At 61.9% G+C, this 16372-nt stretch carries 19 protein-coding genes; all 19 read left to right on the top strand.

The window, feature by feature from the left end; genetic code table 11:
• Positions 1-27 precede the first annotated feature (27 nt).
• Complete coding sequence (locus tag FG13_RS18175) at positions 28-1491, top strand: glutamate synthase subunit beta (protein ID WP_035823121.1); 1464 nt, start codon at positions 28-30, stop codon at positions 1489-1491.
• Positions 1492-1752: 261 nt separating this feature from the next.
• Positions 1753-2562 carry an ABC transporter ATP-binding protein gene (locus tag FG13_RS18170; protein WP_034781028.1) on the top strand — a complete coding sequence of 270 codons (810 nt, stop codon included), beginning with the start codon at positions 1753-1755 and terminating at the stop codon, positions 2560-2562.
• Positions 2559-3341, top strand: a complete 783-nt coding sequence (gene mlaE, locus FG13_RS18165) for a lipid asymmetry maintenance ABC transporter permease subunit MlaE (protein WP_035823119.1) — start codon at positions 2559-2561, stop codon at positions 3339-3341. The genes FG13_RS18170 and mlaE overlap by 4 nt, the downstream gene beginning before the upstream one ends.
• A gap of 80 nt (positions 3342-3421) precedes the next feature.
• Positions 3422-3892: an outer membrane lipid asymmetry maintenance protein MlaD gene (gene mlaD / locus FG13_RS18160; protein ID WP_034753810.1), complete on the top strand. Its 471-nt coding sequence runs from the start codon at positions 3422-3424 to the stop codon at positions 3890-3892.
• A complete protein-coding gene (locus tag FG13_RS18155) occupies positions 3889-4770 on the top strand; it encodes an MlaA family lipoprotein (RefSeq protein WP_035823117.1) in 882 nt (293 codons plus the stop codon). The genes mlaD and FG13_RS18155 overlap by 4 nt, the downstream gene beginning before the upstream one ends.
• Before the next feature lie 71 nt (positions 4771-4841).
• Complete coding sequence (locus FG13_RS18150) at positions 4842-5477, top strand: MlaC/ttg2D family ABC transporter substrate-binding protein (protein WP_035823115.1); 636 nt, start codon at positions 4842-4844, stop codon at positions 5475-5477.
• Between the two features lie 52 nt (positions 5478-5529).
• The gene (locus FG13_RS18145; protein WP_035823111.1) at positions 5530-5877 is read left to right on the top strand and encodes an STAS domain-containing protein; all 348 of its coding nucleotides are present in this window, start codon (positions 5530-5532) and stop codon (positions 5875-5877) included.
• Positions 5878-6088: 211 nt separating this feature from the next.
• Positions 6089-7006: an ABC transporter ATP-binding protein gene (locus tag FG13_RS18140; RefSeq protein ID WP_035823109.1), complete on the top strand. Its 918-nt coding sequence runs from the start codon at positions 6089-6091 to the stop codon at positions 7004-7006.
• On the top strand, positions 7003-7764 hold the full coding sequence (locus FG13_RS18135) for an ABC transporter permease (RefSeq protein ID WP_034753822.1): 762 nt from the start codon (positions 7003-7005) through the stop codon (positions 7762-7764). Before FG13_RS18140 ends, FG13_RS18135 begins: the two co-directional genes overlap by 4 nt.
• A gap of 58 nt (positions 7765-7822) precedes the next feature.
• Complete coding sequence (locus FG13_RS18130; protein ID WP_034753824.1) at positions 7823-8059, top strand: BolA family protein; 237 nt, start codon at positions 7823-7825, stop codon at positions 8057-8059.
• 4 nt (positions 8060-8063) lie between these two features.
• A complete protein-coding gene (murA, locus tag FG13_RS18125) occupies positions 8064-9314 on the top strand; it encodes a UDP-N-acetylglucosamine 1-carboxyvinyltransferase (protein ID WP_035823107.1) in 1251 nt (416 codons plus the stop codon).
• A 12-nt stretch (positions 9315-9326) separates the two neighbouring features.
• Positions 9327-10007: an ATP phosphoribosyltransferase gene (hisG, locus tag FG13_RS18120; RefSeq protein ID WP_035823105.1), complete on the top strand. Its 681-nt coding sequence runs from the start codon at positions 9327-9329 to the stop codon at positions 10005-10007.
• Positions 10008-10033: 26 nt separating this feature from the next.
• Positions 10034-11359, top strand: coding sequence for a histidinol dehydrogenase (hisD, locus tag FG13_RS18115; protein ID WP_035823103.1), 1326 nt, complete (start codon positions 10034-10036; stop codon positions 11357-11359).
• On the top strand, positions 11356-12297 hold the full coding sequence (locus FG13_RS18110; RefSeq protein ID WP_035823102.1) for a DNA-methyltransferase: 942 nt from the start codon (positions 11356-11358) through the stop codon (positions 12295-12297). Before hisD ends, FG13_RS18110 begins: the two co-directional genes overlap by 4 nt.
• A gap of 22 nt (positions 12298-12319) precedes the next feature.
• Positions 12320-13414, top strand: coding sequence for a histidinol-phosphate transaminase (hisC, locus tag FG13_RS18105; RefSeq protein ID WP_035823101.1), 1095 nt, complete (start codon positions 12320-12322; stop codon positions 13412-13414).
• Between the two features lie 19 nt (positions 13415-13433).
• Positions 13434-14024, top strand: a complete 591-nt coding sequence (gene hisB / locus FG13_RS18100; RefSeq protein WP_010402123.1) for an imidazoleglycerol-phosphate dehydratase HisB — start codon at positions 13434-13436, stop codon at positions 14022-14024.
• A gap of 38 nt (positions 14025-14062) precedes the next feature.
• Positions 14063-14701 carry an imidazole glycerol phosphate synthase subunit HisH gene (gene hisH, locus FG13_RS18095; RefSeq protein WP_080753288.1) on the top strand — a complete coding sequence of 213 codons (639 nt, stop codon included), beginning with the start codon at positions 14063-14065 and terminating at the stop codon, positions 14699-14701.
• A gap of 55 nt (positions 14702-14756) precedes the next feature.
• Entirely contained in the window at positions 14757-15530 is a 774-nt protein-coding gene (hisA, locus tag FG13_RS18090) for a 1-(5-phosphoribosyl)-5-[(5-phosphoribosylamino)methylideneamino]imidazole-4-carboxamide isomerase (RefSeq protein ID WP_035823099.1), read from the top strand.
• 60 nt (positions 15531-15590) lie between these two features.
• Positions 15591-16352 (top strand): imidazole glycerol phosphate synthase subunit HisF, encoded by a 762-nt coding sequence (hisF, locus tag FG13_RS18085; RefSeq protein WP_035823098.1) that lies wholly within the window; start codon positions 15591-15593, stop codon positions 16350-16352.
• Positions 16353-16372 lie beyond the last annotated feature (20 nt).

Below are 16372 nucleotides of genomic sequence, written 5' to 3'. Positions count from 1 at the left end.
GCCAGCTAAAAATACAAAGGAACTATCGTGGGTAAAATTACCGGCTTCATGGAATTCAAGCGCCAGGACGAACACTATCTGGAGCCTGCCGCGCGCCTGAAGAACTACAAGGAATTCGTGCTGCACCTGTCGGACGCGCAAGCGACGGTGCAGGGCGCGCGCTGCATGGATTGCGGCATTCCCTTCTGCACCACGGGCTGCCCCGTGAATAACATCATTCCCGACTGGAATGACCTGGTGTACCGCGGTAACTACCGCGAAGCGCTCGACGTCTTGCATTCGACGAATAACTTCCCGGAATTTACGGGCCGCATCTGCCCGGCGCCATGCGAATCGGCCTGCACCCTGGGCATCCACGAAGATCCGGTCGGCATCAAGTCGATCGAACATAAAATCATCGACATGGGCTGGGAACACGGCTGGGTCACGCCGCAGCCGGCCCCTTTCAGTACCGGCAAGAAAGTGGCCATCGTCGGTTCCGGTCCTGCCGGCCTGGCGGCGGCGCAGCAGCTGGCGCGCGCCGGCCACGCCGTCACCGTGTTTGAAAAGAGCGACCGCGTGGGCGGCCTGTTGCGCTACGGCATCCCCGACTTCAAGATGGAAAAGTCGCACATCGACCTGCGCGTGAAACAGATGGAAGCCGAAGGCGTCGTGTTCCGCACCAGCGTGCTGGTGGGCAAGGATTTCCCTGCCCACGTGAATAACTGGGCCAAGGAAACCATTTTCCCGGAAGACCTGGAAAAAGAATTTGACGCCGTCATCATGGCCGGCGGCGCCGAGCAGCCACGCGACTTGCCCGTGCCGGGCCGCGAACTGAAAGGCGTGCATTTCGCCATGGATTTCCTGCCGCTGCAAAACAAGGTCAACGCGGGCGACAAGCTCAAGGACCAGATCAAGGCCACGGGCAAGCACGTGGTGGTGATCGGCGGCGGTGACACGGGTTCCGACTGCGTCGGCACCTCGAACCGCCATGGCGCCGCCTCGGTGGCCCAGTTCGAACTGATGCCGCAGCCGCCGGAACAGGAAAACAAGCCGCTCGTCTGGCCGTACTGGCCGACCAAGCTGCGCACCTCGTCCTCGCACGAGGAAGGCTGCGAGCGCGACTGGGCCGTGGCCACCAAACGTTTCGAAGGCAAGGGCGGCAAGGTGGAAAAGCTGATCGCCTGCAGAGTCGAGTGGAAAGACGGCAAGATGAGCGAAGTGCCAAACTCGGAATTCGAGATGAAGGCGGATCTGGTCTTTCTGGCCATGGGCTTTGTTTCACCAGTACAACAAGTGCTGGAAGCGTTCGGCGTCGATACGGATGCGCGCGGCAATGTCAAGGCGACAACGGATGGCGCCGGCTGCTACCAGACCTCGGTGGCCAAAGTGTTTGCGGCCGGCGACATGCGCCGTGGCCAGTCGCTGGTGGTCTGGGCCATCCGCGAAGGGCGCCAGTGTGCGCGCGCCGTCGATGAGTTCCTGATGGGCGCATCCTTGCTGCCGCGTTAAAAAAAACGAGCAATTGTCCGTTTTTTGCCAGGGCCACGGCGCGGATCGCGACGTGGCCTTTGTTATTTTTACTTGTCAAGTCAACAGCTGTGAATGTCATCGGACGGGGACGCGATGTGGCGGCCGAATTTCCACTACAATATCTGACTTTCGATTCATTAGTGTTGTATTCTTCCCCTTTACGGGCCTGTCCCAAGGGGTGTCTCAGCAGAGGTTGGCGTTTCTGCACTACAATACGCCATTAAAATAGTGAGCTTCGTCGTGCCAAATCTTGTTGAGATCCGTGATTTACACTTTGCCTATGGAGAACGTTCGATTTTATCGGGCCTTCAAATGGATTTCCCACGTGGAAAAGTTGTGGCCGTCATGGGTGGCTCCGGCAGTGGCAAGACGACCGTATTGCGCCTGATCGGCGGGCAGCTGCGCCCCAGTTCCGGTTCCGTGAATGTGGACGGCCAGATCGTGCATACCTTGGGAACCGACGAGCTATACCAGCTGCGCCGCAAGATGGGCATGCTGTTCCAGCACGGCGCCCTGTTTACGGACTTGACGGCGTTCGAGAACGTGGCGTTTCCCCTGCGCGAACACACGGACTTGAATGAAGAGCTGATCCGCACCCTGGTGCTGATGAAGCTGCACGCCGTGGGACTGCGCAATGCAGCGCAATTGAAGCCGGCCGAGATCTCGGGCGGCATGGGCCGCCGCGTCGCGCTGGCGCGCGCCATCGCACTCGACCCCGAACTGATCATGTACGACGAGCCGTTCGCCGGCCTGGACCCGATTTCCATGGGCGTGACGGCCAATTTGATCCGCAATTTGAACGATGCGCTGGGCTCCACGTCTATCCTGGTATCGCACGATGTGAAGGAGTGTTTCGCCATCGCTGATTACGTCTATTTTCTGTCATCGGGCAAGATCGTGGCGCACGGCACGCCGGCCGAGATGGCCGTGTCGACGCATCCCTACGTCAAGCAGTTCGTCAATGCCGAGGCCGATGGCCCCGTTCCGTTCCATTATCCGGGCAAGTCGCTGGCCGACGACCTGGGTCTGCAGACGGGGGGCGGCCGATGATCGCGCGTTTCCTGGCGGCGATCGGAGCGTGGTTGCGTCGTTCGGTACAAGACCTCGGCTTTGCCGTGCGCTCGTTTTTTATCATCATCGCCTCGTCGGGCGGCCTGTGGCGCCGTCCGCGCCTGGTGATTGAGCAACTGTTTTTTATCGGTAACCGCTCGCTGGTGATTACCGCCGTCTCCGGTCTGTTCGTCGGCATGGTGCTGGGTTTGCAAGGCTATTACACCTTGACCACGTACGGCGCCGAGCAGTCGCTGGGCTTGCTGGTGGCGCTGTCCCTGACGCGCGAACTGGGCCCCGTCGTGACGGCGCTGCTGTTCGCCGGCCGTGCTGGCACCTCGCTGACGGCGGAAATCGGCCTGATGAAGGCGGGCGAGCAGTTGTCGGCCATGGAAATGATGGCCGTCAATCCGATCCAGCGCGTGCTGGCGCCCCGTTTCTGGGCCGGCGTGATCGCCATGCCGATCCTGGGCGCCATCTTCACGGCCGTCGGCATCGTCGGCAGTTACCTGGTCGGCGTGGTGCTGATCGGCGTCGATGAAGGCTCGTTCTGGTCGCAGATGCAAGGCGGCGTGGATGTATGGAAAGAAGTGGGCAATGGCACCATCAAGAGCCTGGTGTTCGGCATCGCGGTGACGTTCATCGCGCTGTTCCAGGGGTATCAGGCACAGCCGACGCCGGAAGACGTGTCCGGCGCCACCACACGCACGGTGGTCATTTCGTCGTTGATGGTGTGGTGGCTCGATTTCATGATGACGGCTTTGATGTTTAGCAAGTAATTGCCGATAGGCGACAAAATTATCGGCCTGGGCAGTGTTCTGCGCAGGTGGCGGCAAGTAAAAATTATTTAGGATTGTTTATGCAACGTAAATCTTTGGATGTCTGGGTCGGCTTGTTCGTCTTGCTCGGTGTGGCGGCATTGATGTTTCTGGCGCTCAAGGCCGGCAATATGAGCTCGCTGTCTTTCAGCAAGACGTATACCATTAGTGCCAAGTTCGACAATATTGGCGGCCTCAAGCCGCAGGCGCCCGTCAAGGGTGCTGGCGTGGTGGTGGGCCGGGTCTCGGAAATCGTCTTTGACGACAAGACTTACCAGGCGCTGGTGAAACTCGACATCGAAGATGGCTACAAATTTCCGAAAGACAGCTCGGCCAAGATTTTGACGGCCGGTTTGCTGGGTGAGCAATATATCGGCCTGGAAGCAGGCGGCGATCTGGCAAACCTGGCAGAGGGCGACAAGATCGCCCGTACTCAATCGGCCACAGTGCTGGAAGACCTGATCAATCAGTTCATCTACAGCAAGGCAGCGGAAGGAAAGGACAGCAAATGAGCGAGTCGACCAAACAATCCCAAGGCAGCCTGGCGCGTATCGGCCTGGCCCTGGCCATCGCCGCCAGCGTGAGCGCTTGCGCCACCGGCACCAATCCGCGCGACCCGCTGGAAGGGTACAACCGCGCCATGTTCAAGTTCAACGACACCGTCGACCAGGTGGCCCTGAAACCGGTCGCCACAGCCTACAAGAAGGTGACGCCTTCGTTCGTGCAAACGGGTGTGGGCAACTTCTTCGGCAATTTGTCCGATGTGTGGAGCGCCATGAACAACTTGCTGCAAGGCAAGGGCGAAGCGGGCTTGCAAGACGTCGTGCGCGTCAGCATGAACTCGACTTTCGGCATCTTCGGCCTGATCGACATCGCCTCGCAGGCGGGCATTCCGAAGCATAACGAAGACTTTGGCCAGACCCTGGGCTGGTATGGCGTGCAGTCTGGTCCGTACGTGATGCTGCCGCTGCTGGGCCCATCGACCGTGCGCGACACGGCGGCCCTGCCGCTCGATATCGCGGGCGACCCATGGCGCTACAAGGATCCGGCCTATGTGCGCAATATCGGTACGGTGACGCGCGTGGTCGACAAGCGCGCCGCGCTGCTCGACGCGACCAATCTGATGGAAGCGGCCGCGCTGGACCGTTATGAATTCATCCGCGACGGCTTCCTGCAGGCGCGCGAAAGCAAGGTGTTCGATGGCGATACGGACCGCCGCGACCGCAAAGTGCCAAAAAACGACAGCAGCGACTACGAGCCCGAGTACGAGCCAAAACCGCAGCCTGCCAATGACGCGCCTGCGGCCACGGCCGCCGCGGCGGTGGCGCCAGCGGACCTCGTAACATCTGGTAGCAATACCGTTGCCTCCGAAGCCAGGCCGCAGGAGTAAACTGGATTCAAGAACACCACGGCTGCGATCAACGCCAGCCGGTGCATAGCAACACCATGAAAGGTAGAACCATGAAATTGATGAAACAACTGCTGGCGATGGCCACCATCGCCTTTGCCACCGCCGCCCAGGCCGCCCCCGCCGTGGAAGCGCCGGACGTGTTGGTCAAGCGCATCAGCCAGGACGTGATCGACACGGCCAAGTCCGACAAGGCCATCCAGGCTGGCGATATCAAGCGCGTCACCGAATTGGTGGAAAGCAAGATCTTGCCGTACGTGGATTTCCAGCGCATGACGGCCCTGGCCGCCGGCCGCCACTGGCGCGATGCCACGCCCGACCAGCAAAAGCAGCTGGCCGCGGAATTTCGCACCCTGCTGATCTACACGTACTCGGGCGCCCTGTCGCAGATCAAGAACGAAACCGTGGAATTCAAGCCGCTGCGCGCCGATCCTAGCGATACGGAAGTGGAAGTGCGCTCGCAGGTGAACGTGGCGCGCGGCGAACCCGTGCCCTTGAACTACCGCGTGGCGAAAACCCCGTCCGGCTGGAAGATCTATGACATCAACGTGCTGGGCGCGTGGCTGGTGGAAACGTACAAAAGCAGCTTTGCCAGCGAGATCAGCAAGGGCGGCATCGATGGCCTGATCAAGACTTTGTCGGCAAAAAACAAGGCCCTGGCCAGCCGTCCCGCTGCCAAAGCCAAATAATCGGCTATCATATAGCTCCTGACCCAGTTCCAGACCAGCGCAGCCCGACGCCATGCCCGACTCTCTCGACACCTTGCAGTCCCTGACTTCCCTGACCGTGCACAATGCCACTTCGGCATTGGAGCAGGGTCTGGACGCCATCCGCTCGGGCCAGACGAAGTTTGACTTGCGCAACGTCAAGGCCGTCGATTCGGCAGCCGTCTCCGTCATGCTGACGTGGCAACGCGCCGCGCAGGATGCCGGCGCCGTGCTGGAGCTGAAAAACCTGCCGAACAACCTGAAAAACCTCACCAAGCTGTATGGCGTGTGCTCGCTCGTGTCGAGCACCCTGAGCGCCGACGACTGCGCCAGCGCCGGCGGCCACGCCGAACGCAGCCCGTCCGACCTGCATCATCATTGATCCTGTCCCACTCCCCGCATCAGCAGTAGCTTTCAAGCCGGCAGGCCAGCAGCGCCGCCGGATTGATCTCCAAGTGTTCCACGAATTTTCCAACTATAATTGACTGTTGCGCCGTCCTCGCCTGAAGGCGGCGTCCTGCACCGGCCTGCCGGCCTGGATGTCTCCGGCAACTGGCGCATCACACCAGACGCATTACACTTGAAACAAGCACATGACCGCAATTCAAATCACGAATGTAGAAAAGAGCTATAAATCGCTCAAGGCGCTGGGCGGCGTGTCGCTGGCCATCGAGGAAGGCGAATTCTTTGGCCTGCTTGGCCCGAATGGCGCCGGCAAGACCACCCTCATTTCCATCATCGCCGGCCTGATACGCCCCGACGCGGGTACCGTCAAGATCCATGGCCACGATGTCGTCACGGACTTCCGCAATGCGCGCCGCAACCTGGGCGTGGTGCCGCAGGAACTGGTGTTCGACCCGTTTTTCACCGTGCGCGAAACCCTGCGCCTGCAATCCGGCTACTTTGGCTTGCCGAACAACGACAAGTGGATCGACGAGGTCATGGAAAACCTCGACCTGACCGGCAAGGCCGACACGAATATGCGTGCGCTGTCCGGCGGCATGAAGCGCCGCGTGCTCGTGGCGCAGGCGCTGGTGCACAAGCCGCCCGTCATCGTGCTCGATGAGCCGACCGCTGGCGTCGACGTGGAACTGCGCCAGACCCTGTGGAAGTTCATCTCGCGCCTGAACCGCGAAGGCGGCCACACGGTCGTCTTGACCACCCACTACCTGGAAGAGGCGCAAGCCATGTGCCAGCGCGTGGCCATGCTGAAAACGGGCAAGGTGGTGGCGCTCGACACCATGTCGGCCCTGATCCGCCGCATCGCCGGCTCGCAGCTGCAGGTGCATCTCAAAAACGGCAGCCTGCCGGCCGACCTGCGGCACCTGGTGCTGCACCCGGAAGAACAGCAGGCGCCGAACAAGTTCAGCCTGCGCGTCAACGAATACAGCGAAGTCGAAAAAATCCTCGCCCGCCTGCGTGAAGCGGGCGCCGAAATCGATGAAATGCAATTGCAACAAGCCGACCTGGAAGATATCTTCTTGCAGATCATGGATAAAGGTACCGTATGATTTCGACAGGATTTCGCACCCTCGTCTACAAAGAGACGCTGCGCTTCTGGAAAGTGGCGACGCAAACCGTGGCCGCGCCCGTGCTCACGTCGATGCTGTACCTGCTGGTGTTCGGCCATGTGCTCGACGGCCGCGTGGAGCCGAGCCCCGGCGTCAGCTACACGGCCTTTCTGATTCCCGGTCTGGTGATGATGAGCGTGCTGCAAAACGCGTTTGCCAATTCCTCGTCCTCGCTGATCCAGTCCAAGATCACGGGCAACCTGGTGTTCGTGCTGCTGACGCCCCTGTCGCACTGGGAAATCTTCTCGGCGTATGTACTCGCTTCCGTCGCGCGCGGCCTGGCCGTGGGCTTTGGCGTGTTTGCCATCACCTGCTGGTTCGCCGACCTGTCGTTTGTCGCGCCGCTGTGGATCGTCGTCTTCGCCTTCCTCGGCGCCGCCATGCTGGGCACCATGGGCCTGATCGCCGGCATCTGGGCCGAGAAATTCGACCAGCTGGCCGCCTTCCAGAACTTCCTGATCATGCCGGCCACCTTTTTGTCGGGCGTGTTCTATTCGATCCATTCGCTGCCCGCCTTCTGGCAGACGGTATCGCATCTGAACCCCTTCTTTTACATGATCGACGGCTTCCGCTACGGCTTCTTCGGCGTGTCCGACGTCAGCCCGTGGCTCAGTCTTTCCATCGTCGCCGGCTTCCTCGTGATCCTGGCGCTGGCGTCGATCCGCCTGCTGAAGAGCGGCTATCGTTTGCGTCATTAATTGCGCCGTTGATTGCGGCACATCACATCACTACATTATTCAATATCAAGGACTTATCGTGACCACCACTCCAGAACTGATCCACGGCTATCTGTCGGCCGGCCTCGAATGCACGCACCTCGAAGTGGAGGGCGATGGCCAGCACTTCCAGGCCGTGATCGTCTCGCCCGCGTTTGCCGGCAAGCGTTTGATCCAGCGTCACCAGATCGTCTACGCGGCGCTGGGCGACCGCATGCGCGAGGAAATCCACGCGCTGTCGATGAAAACCCTGACACCTGAAGAATTCCAAGGATAAGCACATGGACAAGCTCCTCATCAACGGCGGCAACCGCCTGAACGGCGACATCGCCATCTCCGGCGCGAAGAACGCCGCCCTGCCCATCCTGTGCGCGGGCCTGCTGACCGCGGGCGACCTGGACCTGACGAACGTGCCGCATTTGCACGACGTGGCCACCATGCTGAAACTGCTGGGCCAGACGGGCCTGAAAGTGCAGCAGGACGGCGACCGCGTGCTCCTCAACGGCAGCGCCATCGATACCCTGGAAGCGCCGTACGAACTGGTGAAAACCATGCGCGCCTCGATCCTCGTGCTCGGCCCTCTGCTGGCGCGCTTCGGCGAAGCCAAGGTCTCGCTGCCGGGCGGCTGCGCCATCGGTTCGCGTCCCGTCGACCAGCATATCAAGGGCCTGGAGGCGCTGGGCGCCGAGATCCGCATCGAAGCGGGCTACATCTACGCCAAGTGCGCCAAGCTGAAAGGCGCGCGCATCGTCACCGACATGATCACCGTCACCGGCACCGAGAATCTGCTGATGGCCGCGACCCTGGCCGAAGGCGAGACCATCCTGGAAAATGCCGCCTGCGAACCGGAAGTAACCGACCTGGCGCACCTGCTGGTGGCCATGGGCGCGAAGATCGACGGCATCGGCACCAGCCGCCTGGTGATCCAGGGCGTCGACGCGCTGCACGGCGCCTCGCACGCGGTGATCGCCGACCGTATCGAAACGGGCACCTTCCTGTGCGCCGTGGCGGCCACCGGCGGCGACATCACCCTGCGCAATGTACGCACCGATATCCTCGATGCGGCGCTCGACAAGCTGCGCGCCATGGGCCTGACGATGACCTTCGGCGCCGACTGGATCCGCGCCGAGATGTCGGCCCGTCCGAACCCCGTCAGCTTCCGCACCACCGAATACCCGGGCTTCCCGACCGACATGCAGGCGCAGTTCATGGCCGTCAATACGATCGCGAATGGCGCCAGCCGCGTCACCGAGACGATTTTCGAGAACCGCTTCATGCACGTGCAGGAAATGAACCGCCTGGGCGCCGACATCACCATCGAAGGCAACACGGCCATCATCGCCGGCGTCAAGCAGCTGCGCGGCGCGCCCGTGATGGCGACCGACCTGCGCGCTTCGGCGTCGCTGGTGATCGCGGCCCTGGCCGCCGATGGCGAAACCCTGATCGACCGCATCTATCACCTCGACCGCGGCTACGACCGCATGGAAGTGAAATTGTCGGCCGTGGGCGCCAACATCGTACGCATCAAATAACAAGGAACGAGCATGAACGGATCGAATAACGGTGACAGCTCCCAGCTGATTCTGGCGCTGTCGAAAGGCCGCATTTTTGAGGACACCATGCCGCTGCTGGAAGCGGCCGGCATCAAGGTGCTGGAAAACCCGGAGACCTCGCGCAAGCTGATTTTGGCCACCAACGATCCGAACGTGCGCGTCATCATCGTGCGCGCCAGCGACGTGCCGACCTACGTGCAGTACGGCGCGGCCGATTTCGGCGTGGCGGGCAAGGATGTCTTGCTCGAACACGGCGGCGAAGGCCTGTACCAGCCGATTGACCTGAATATCGCTTCCTGCCGCATGTCGGTGGCGGTGCAGGCCGGTTTTGACTACGAAAAGGCCGTGCATCAGGGCGCGCGCTTGCGCGTGGCGACCAAGTTCGTGCACACGGCGCGCGAGCATTTCGCCGCCAAAGGCGTGCACGTCGACCTGATCAAGTTGTATGGCTCGATGGAGCTGGCGCCTTTGGTCGGCTTGTCCGACGCCATCGTCGACCTGGTCAGCACGGGCAGTACCCTGCGTGCGAACAACCTCGTCGAGGTCGAGCACATCATGGAAATTTCGTCGCGCCTGGTGGTCAACCAGGCGGCGTTAAAACTCAAGCGCGAGCGCTTGCAGCCGATCATCGAGGCGTTTGAACGCGCCTCGCAAACCGCTTCGCAAGCCTAGACTTATTCAGTAGCAGAAAGCCGATTATGCCGATACAGATACGCAAGCTCGATTCAAGCCAGGATGGTTTCCAACAATCGCTCGACACCTTGCTGGCGTTCGAGGCGGGCACCGATGCGGCGATTGAAACGTCGGTCGCAAAAATCCTCGCCGATGTGAAAACGCGCGGCGACGCCGCCGTGCTGGAATACACCAACCGTTTCGACCGCATCCCGCATGGCGGCGCGGCGGAAATGGCGGCCTTCGATATTTCGCAAGCCGAATTGCAGGCGGCCCTGAACGGCTTGCCATCGGCGCAGCGCGAGGCGCTGCAGATCGCCGCCCAGCGCATCCGCGCCTTCCACGAACGCCAGCGCGAGGAGTTGCGCGGCTTTAGCTACACCGAGCCCGATGGCACGGTGCTGGGGCAAAAAATCACGCCGCTGGACCGAGTCGGCATCTACGTCCCGGGCGGCAAGGCAGCGTATCCATCGTCCGTGCTGATGAACGCCATTCCCGCGCACGTGGCGGGCGTGGGCGAGATCATCATGGTGGTGCCGACGCCGGACGGCGTGAAAAACCAGATGGTGCTGGCCGCCGCCGCAATCGCCGGCGTGACGCGCGTGATCACCATCGGCGGCGCGCAAGCTGTCGGCGCCCTGGCGTATGGCACGCAGAGCATCACCGCCGTGGACAAGATCGTCGGTCCCGGCAATGCCTATGTGGCCGCCGCCAAGCGCCGCGTGTTCGGCATCGTCGGCATCGACATGATCGCCGGGCCATCCGAAATTCTGGTGCTGTGCGACGGCACCACGGACCCTGACTGGGTGGCGATGGACCTGTTTTCGCAGGCCGAGCACGACGAACTGGCGCAGGCGATTCTGCTGTGCCCTGACGCCGATTACATCGCGCAAGTCGAAGAGAGCATCGCCAAGCTGCTGCCGACGATGCCGCGCCAGGCCACCATCAGCACCTCGCTGGCCGACCGCGGCGCCCTGATCAAGGTGCGCAGCATGGAAGAAGCGTGCGAGATCGCCAACAGCATCGCCGCGGAACACCTGGAAATCTCGGCGGACAACCCGCAGCAGTGGGCCGAGCGGATCCGCCACGCGGGCGCCATGTTCCTCGGCCGCTTCTCGTCCGAATCGCTGGGCGACTATTGCTGCGGTCCCAATCACGTGCTGCCGACCTCGCGCACGGCGCGTTTCTCGTCGCCGCTGGGCGTGTACGATTTCCAGAAGCGCTCGTCCATCATTCACGTCAGTGAAGCGGGCGCGCAAACCCTGGGCCGTGTCGCCGCCACGCTGGCGTATGGCGAAGGCTTGCAGGCGCACGCGCGCAGCGCCGAACTGCGCCTGAAGCCGCAGCCATGACGAAGTTGGCGGAGCAGCCGGACTGGGTCAACCGGGTCTATTGCGAAGATGCGCTGGCGGGGCTGGCGCGCATTCCCGATGGCTCGGTGGACCTGATCCTGACGGATCCGCCGTACAACCTGGGCAAGGATTACGGCAATGCCTCGGACCAGCAGTCCGTGGCCGACTACCTGCGCTGGACGGAAGAATGGATCGATGCGGCGCTGCCCAAGCTGAAGGCCAACGGCAGCCTGTATATTTTTCTGACCTGGCGCTATTCGCCGGAGATCTTCGTCATGCTGAAGCAGCGCATGGCGATGATGAATGAAATCATCTGGGACCGCCGCGTGCCGTCCATGGGCGGCAGCGTGCGCAGCTTTTCTTCGGTGCACGACACCATCGGCTTCTTCGTCAAGCGCAAGGATTACTACTTCGACCTTGACGCGGTGCGCATCGCCTACGACGCGGCCACCAAGAAAGCCCGTTCGCGCTCGATCTTCATCGGCGCCAAATGGCTGGAAGTGGGCTACAACCCGAAAGACTTGTGGAGCGTGTCGCGCCTGCACAAGGAACACCCGGAACGGGCCGACCACCCGACGCAAAAGCCGCTCGAAATCATCGAGCGCATGGTCAAGGCTTCGTGCCCGCCCGGCGGCGTGGTGCTCGACCTGTTCATGGGCAGCGGCACCACGGCGCTGGCGGCCAAGCGCTGCGGGCGCGATTTCGTCGGCTTTGAACTGAATCCCGACTACTGCGCCATCATCGAGCAGCGCCTGGCGGCATTGACGCAGGAGCTGGCCGAACCGGCCACATTGGCCGCGCCCAAGCCCGCCAGGGCGGCAGCGAAAAAGCCGGCGGCTGCCAAAAAGCCGGCCGCCGTGAAAAAGCCGCCCGCCGTGAAAAAAACGCCGGCCCGCAAGGCGCGCAGCGCTAGCGTGCCGGAAGACGTCGTCATTTAATTTCATCAGGAGTGTTTGCAGCATGTCTTTCCTCGATCAGTTAATCAGCAACACCGTGCGCTCCGATGTGCGGGCCGTCAAAAGCTACCAGGTCGCCGATGCCAGCGGTTACATCAAACTCGATGCGATGGAAAACCCGTATCCGCTGCCGCCGCATCTGCGCGAGGAATTGGGCGCGCGCCTGGCCGGCGTGGCGCTGAACCGCTATCCGCCGTCGTACGCCAGCCTGCAGGCAGCCATCTGCGCCAAGCTGGGCGTGCCCGCCGGCTATGACGTCATGCTGGGCAATGGCTCCGATGAACTCATTTCCATCCTGGCCATGGCGTGCGCCCACCAGGAGCCGGGCAAGCGCGCCGTGCTGCTGGCGCCCGTGCCCGCCTTCGTCATGTATGCGCGCTCGGCGCAGTTTGCCGGCATGGATTTCGTCGGCGTGCCCCTGCAGGCCGACTTCAGCCTGGACATGCCGGCCATGCTGGCGGCGATTGAACAGCATCGCCCGGCGCTGGTGTTTCTCGCGTACCCGAACAACCCGACGGGCAACCTGTTTGCCAGCGCCGACATCGAGCGCATTCTCGCGGCGCTCGGTGACACGGGCATCGCCGTCGTCGACGAAGCGTATGAACCGTTCGCGCAGCACAGTTTCATGGGCCGCTTGCCCGAGTTCGAGAATCTGGTGGTGATGCGCACCGTGTCGAAACTGGGCCTGGCCGGCATTCGCCTCGGCTACATGTCGGCCGCGCCGGCCCTGCTGGCGCAATTCGAGAAAGTGCGCCCGCCATACAATGTGAATGTATTGACGCAGGCGGCGGCCGAATTCGCGCTCGATCACATCGACGTGTTGAATGCCCAGGCGGACTTGCTCAACAGCGCGCGCGACGATCTGGCGCTGCGCCTGGCGCAGCTGCCCGGCGTGACGGTATTCCCGTCGAAGGCAAATTTTCTTCTGATTCGTGTGGCGGATTCCGACGATGTTTGCGCAAAACTGCTTGCCCGCAGGGTTTTAATTAAAAATATGAGTAAAATGCATGCTGCGCTGGCCAATTGCCTGCGCATCAGCGTCAGCACCCCGGAAGAAAATTCCCTTTTTTACGATGCCTTCAAGGCATCCCTCGTTTAGCCTACCGCCAGAGCCTCCCATGAACCGCACCGCAGAAATCACGCGCAACACCAATGAGACGCAAGTTCGCGTCGCCCTCAACCTGGACGGCACGGGCCAGCAAAAGCTCAATACCGGCGTGCCCTTCCTCGACCATATGCTGGACCAGATCGCCCGCCACGGCTTGATCGACCTCGATATCGAAGCGACGGGCGACGTGCATATCGACAACCACCATACGGTGGAAGACGTGGGCATCACGCTGGGCATGGCCGTGGCCAAGGCCATCGGCGACAAGAAGGGCATCCGCCGCTACGGCCACGCGTATGTGCCGCTGGACGAGGCGCTGTCGCGCGTGGTGCTCGATTTCTCGGGTCGCCCGGGCATCGAATACCACATCCCGTTTACGCGCGCCATGATCGCCGGCTTCGACGTCGACCTGACCCTGGAATTTTTCCGCGGCTTCGTCAACCATGCGGGCGTGACCTTGCATATCGACAACCTGCGCGGCACGAATGCCCACCATCAATGCGAAACCGTGTTCAAGGCCTTTGGCCGCGCGCTGCGCATGGCTGCCGAGCTCGACGAGCGCGCGGCCGGCATCATTCCATCGACCAAGGGCAGCCTGTAAGCGCCGCTCTCGCTATATTGTAGATTCCGGGATCAAACATGAATAAAATTGTGGTGGTGGATTACGGCATGGGCAATTTGCGCTCGGTGGCGCAGGCCTTGCGCGCCGTGGCGCCGGAAGCCGACGTGCGCATTTCCGGCACTGTGGAAGACATCGACAGCGCCGACCGCATCGTCTTGCCGGGCCAGGGCGCCATGCCCGACTGCATGCGCAGCCTGCGCGAATCGGGCGTGCTTGAAGCGCTGCTGCGCGCCGCCGACAGCAAGCCCGTGCTGGGCGTGTGCATCGGCGAGCAAATGCTGTTCGACGGCAGCGAAGAGGGCAATGCGGCCGGTCTGGGCTTGCTGCCAGGCAAAGTCGTGCGTTTCCAGCTCGACGGCCAGGTGCAGGAAGACGGCTCGCGCTTCAAGGTGCCGCAAATGGGCTGGAACCAAGTGCGGCAAACGGCGTCCCATGTCATGTGGGATGGCATCGCCGACAACGCGTATTTTTACTTTGTGCACAGTTATTTTGCTCAACCTCAAGAGGCGGCGCACACGGTGGGCGAGACTGTCTATGGCGCGCCGTTCGCCTGCGCCGTCGCCCGTGATAATATTTTCGCGACACAGTTTCACCCTGAAAAAAGCGCTGCCGCTGGCTTGCAGCTGTACAAGAACTTCGTTCACTGGCAACCTTAACGTTAGCTCTCCGGCTTTTTGTCCGCCTTTCACTCACTTTTAAATCACACTGACCATGCTGCTCATTCCCGCCATCGACCTCAAAGACGGTCACTGCGTACGCCTGAAACAAGGCGATATGGAACTTGCCACCGTATTTTCCGAAGACCCGGCCGACATGGCCCGCCATTGGCTGATGCAAGGCGCGCGCCGGCTGCACCTGGTCGACCTGAACGGCGCCTTTGCCGGCAAGCCGAAGAATGAAGGCGCCGTCAAGGCCATCCTGAAAGCCGTGCAGGATTTCGCCGTGGAAAACGACATCGAGGAAATCCCCGTGCAGCTGGGCGGCGGCATCCGCGACCTCGACACCATCGAGCGCTACCTCGACGCCGGCATTACCTACATCATCATCGGCACGGCGGCCGTGAAAAGCCCCGGCTTCCTGCACGATGCCTGCAGCGCCTTCCCCGGCCACATCATCGTCGGCCTCGATGCCAAGGATGGTAAAGTGGCAACGGATGGCTGGAGCAAGATGTCGGGCCACGAAGTGATCGACCTGGCGAAAAAATTCGAAGCCTACGGCGTCGAATCGATCATTTACACGGACATCGGCCGCGACGGCATGATGGGCGGCATCAATATCGACGCCACCGTCAAGCTGGCGCAAGCCGTCAAGATCCCCGTCATCGCCTCGGGCGGCCTGCACAATATCGGCGACGTGGAAGCGCTGTGCGCGGTCCAGGCCGAAGGCATCGAAGGCGTGATCTGCGGCCGTTCCATCTATGAAGGCACGATCGACCTGGCGCAGGCGCAAGAACGCGCCGACGCACTGACCGACGCCGCCGTTTAAGCCAGCCCGGCCGGGAGCGTGCCTGCGCACGCCCGGCCTGGCGACAATCTGGATACCATCATGCTTGCAAAACGTATCATCCCCTGCCTCGACGTGACCAATGGCCGCGTCGTCAAAGGCGTCAATTTCACGGAATTGCGCGATGCCGGCGACCCGGTGGAAATCGCCCGCCGCTATGACGAGCAGGGCGCCGACGAAATCACTTTCCTCGACATTACCGCTTCCAGCGACAACCGCGGCCTGATCTTCGACATCATCGAAGCCGTCGCGTCGCAAGTGTTCATTCCGCTGACCGTGGGCGGCGGCGTGCGCGTGGTGGAAGACGTGCGCCGGCTGCTCAACGCGGGCGCCGACAAGGTCAGCATCAATACCTCGGCCGTGACGAACCCGCAACTCGTGTACGAGGCGTCGCAAAAGCACGGTTCGCAATGCATCGTCGTCGCCATCGACGCCAAGCAAGTGTCACCCGGCAAGTGGGAAGTGTTTACCCATGGCGGGCGCACGGCCACGGGCCTGGATGCGTTCGCATGGGCCAAAAAGATGGAAAGCCTGGGCGCCGGCGAGATCTTGCTCACCAGTATGGACCGCGATGGCACCAAGGTCGGCTTCGACCTGGGCTTGACGCGCGGCGTGTCCGACGCCGTCAGCATTCCCGTCATCGCCTCGGGCGGCGTGGGCGGCTTGCAGGACCTGGTCGACGGCATCAAGGTGGGCCGCGCGGACGCCGTGCTGGCCGCCAGCATTTTCCACTATGGCCAGCACACGGTGCAGGAAGCCAAGCGTTTCATGGCGCAGCAGGGCATCCCCATGCGCCTGGCGTAAATAGCAGCAGTCAATATCAG

This window comes from Janthinobacterium sp. RA13 (assembly GCF_000745325.1).
GTDB classification, from domain to species: domain Bacteria; phylum Pseudomonadota; class Gammaproteobacteria; order Burkholderiales; family Burkholderiaceae_D; genus Janthinobacterium; species Janthinobacterium rivuli.
Note: the sequence above shows the minus strand (reverse complement) of the source record. Positions and strands in the feature narration are given on the sequence as shown.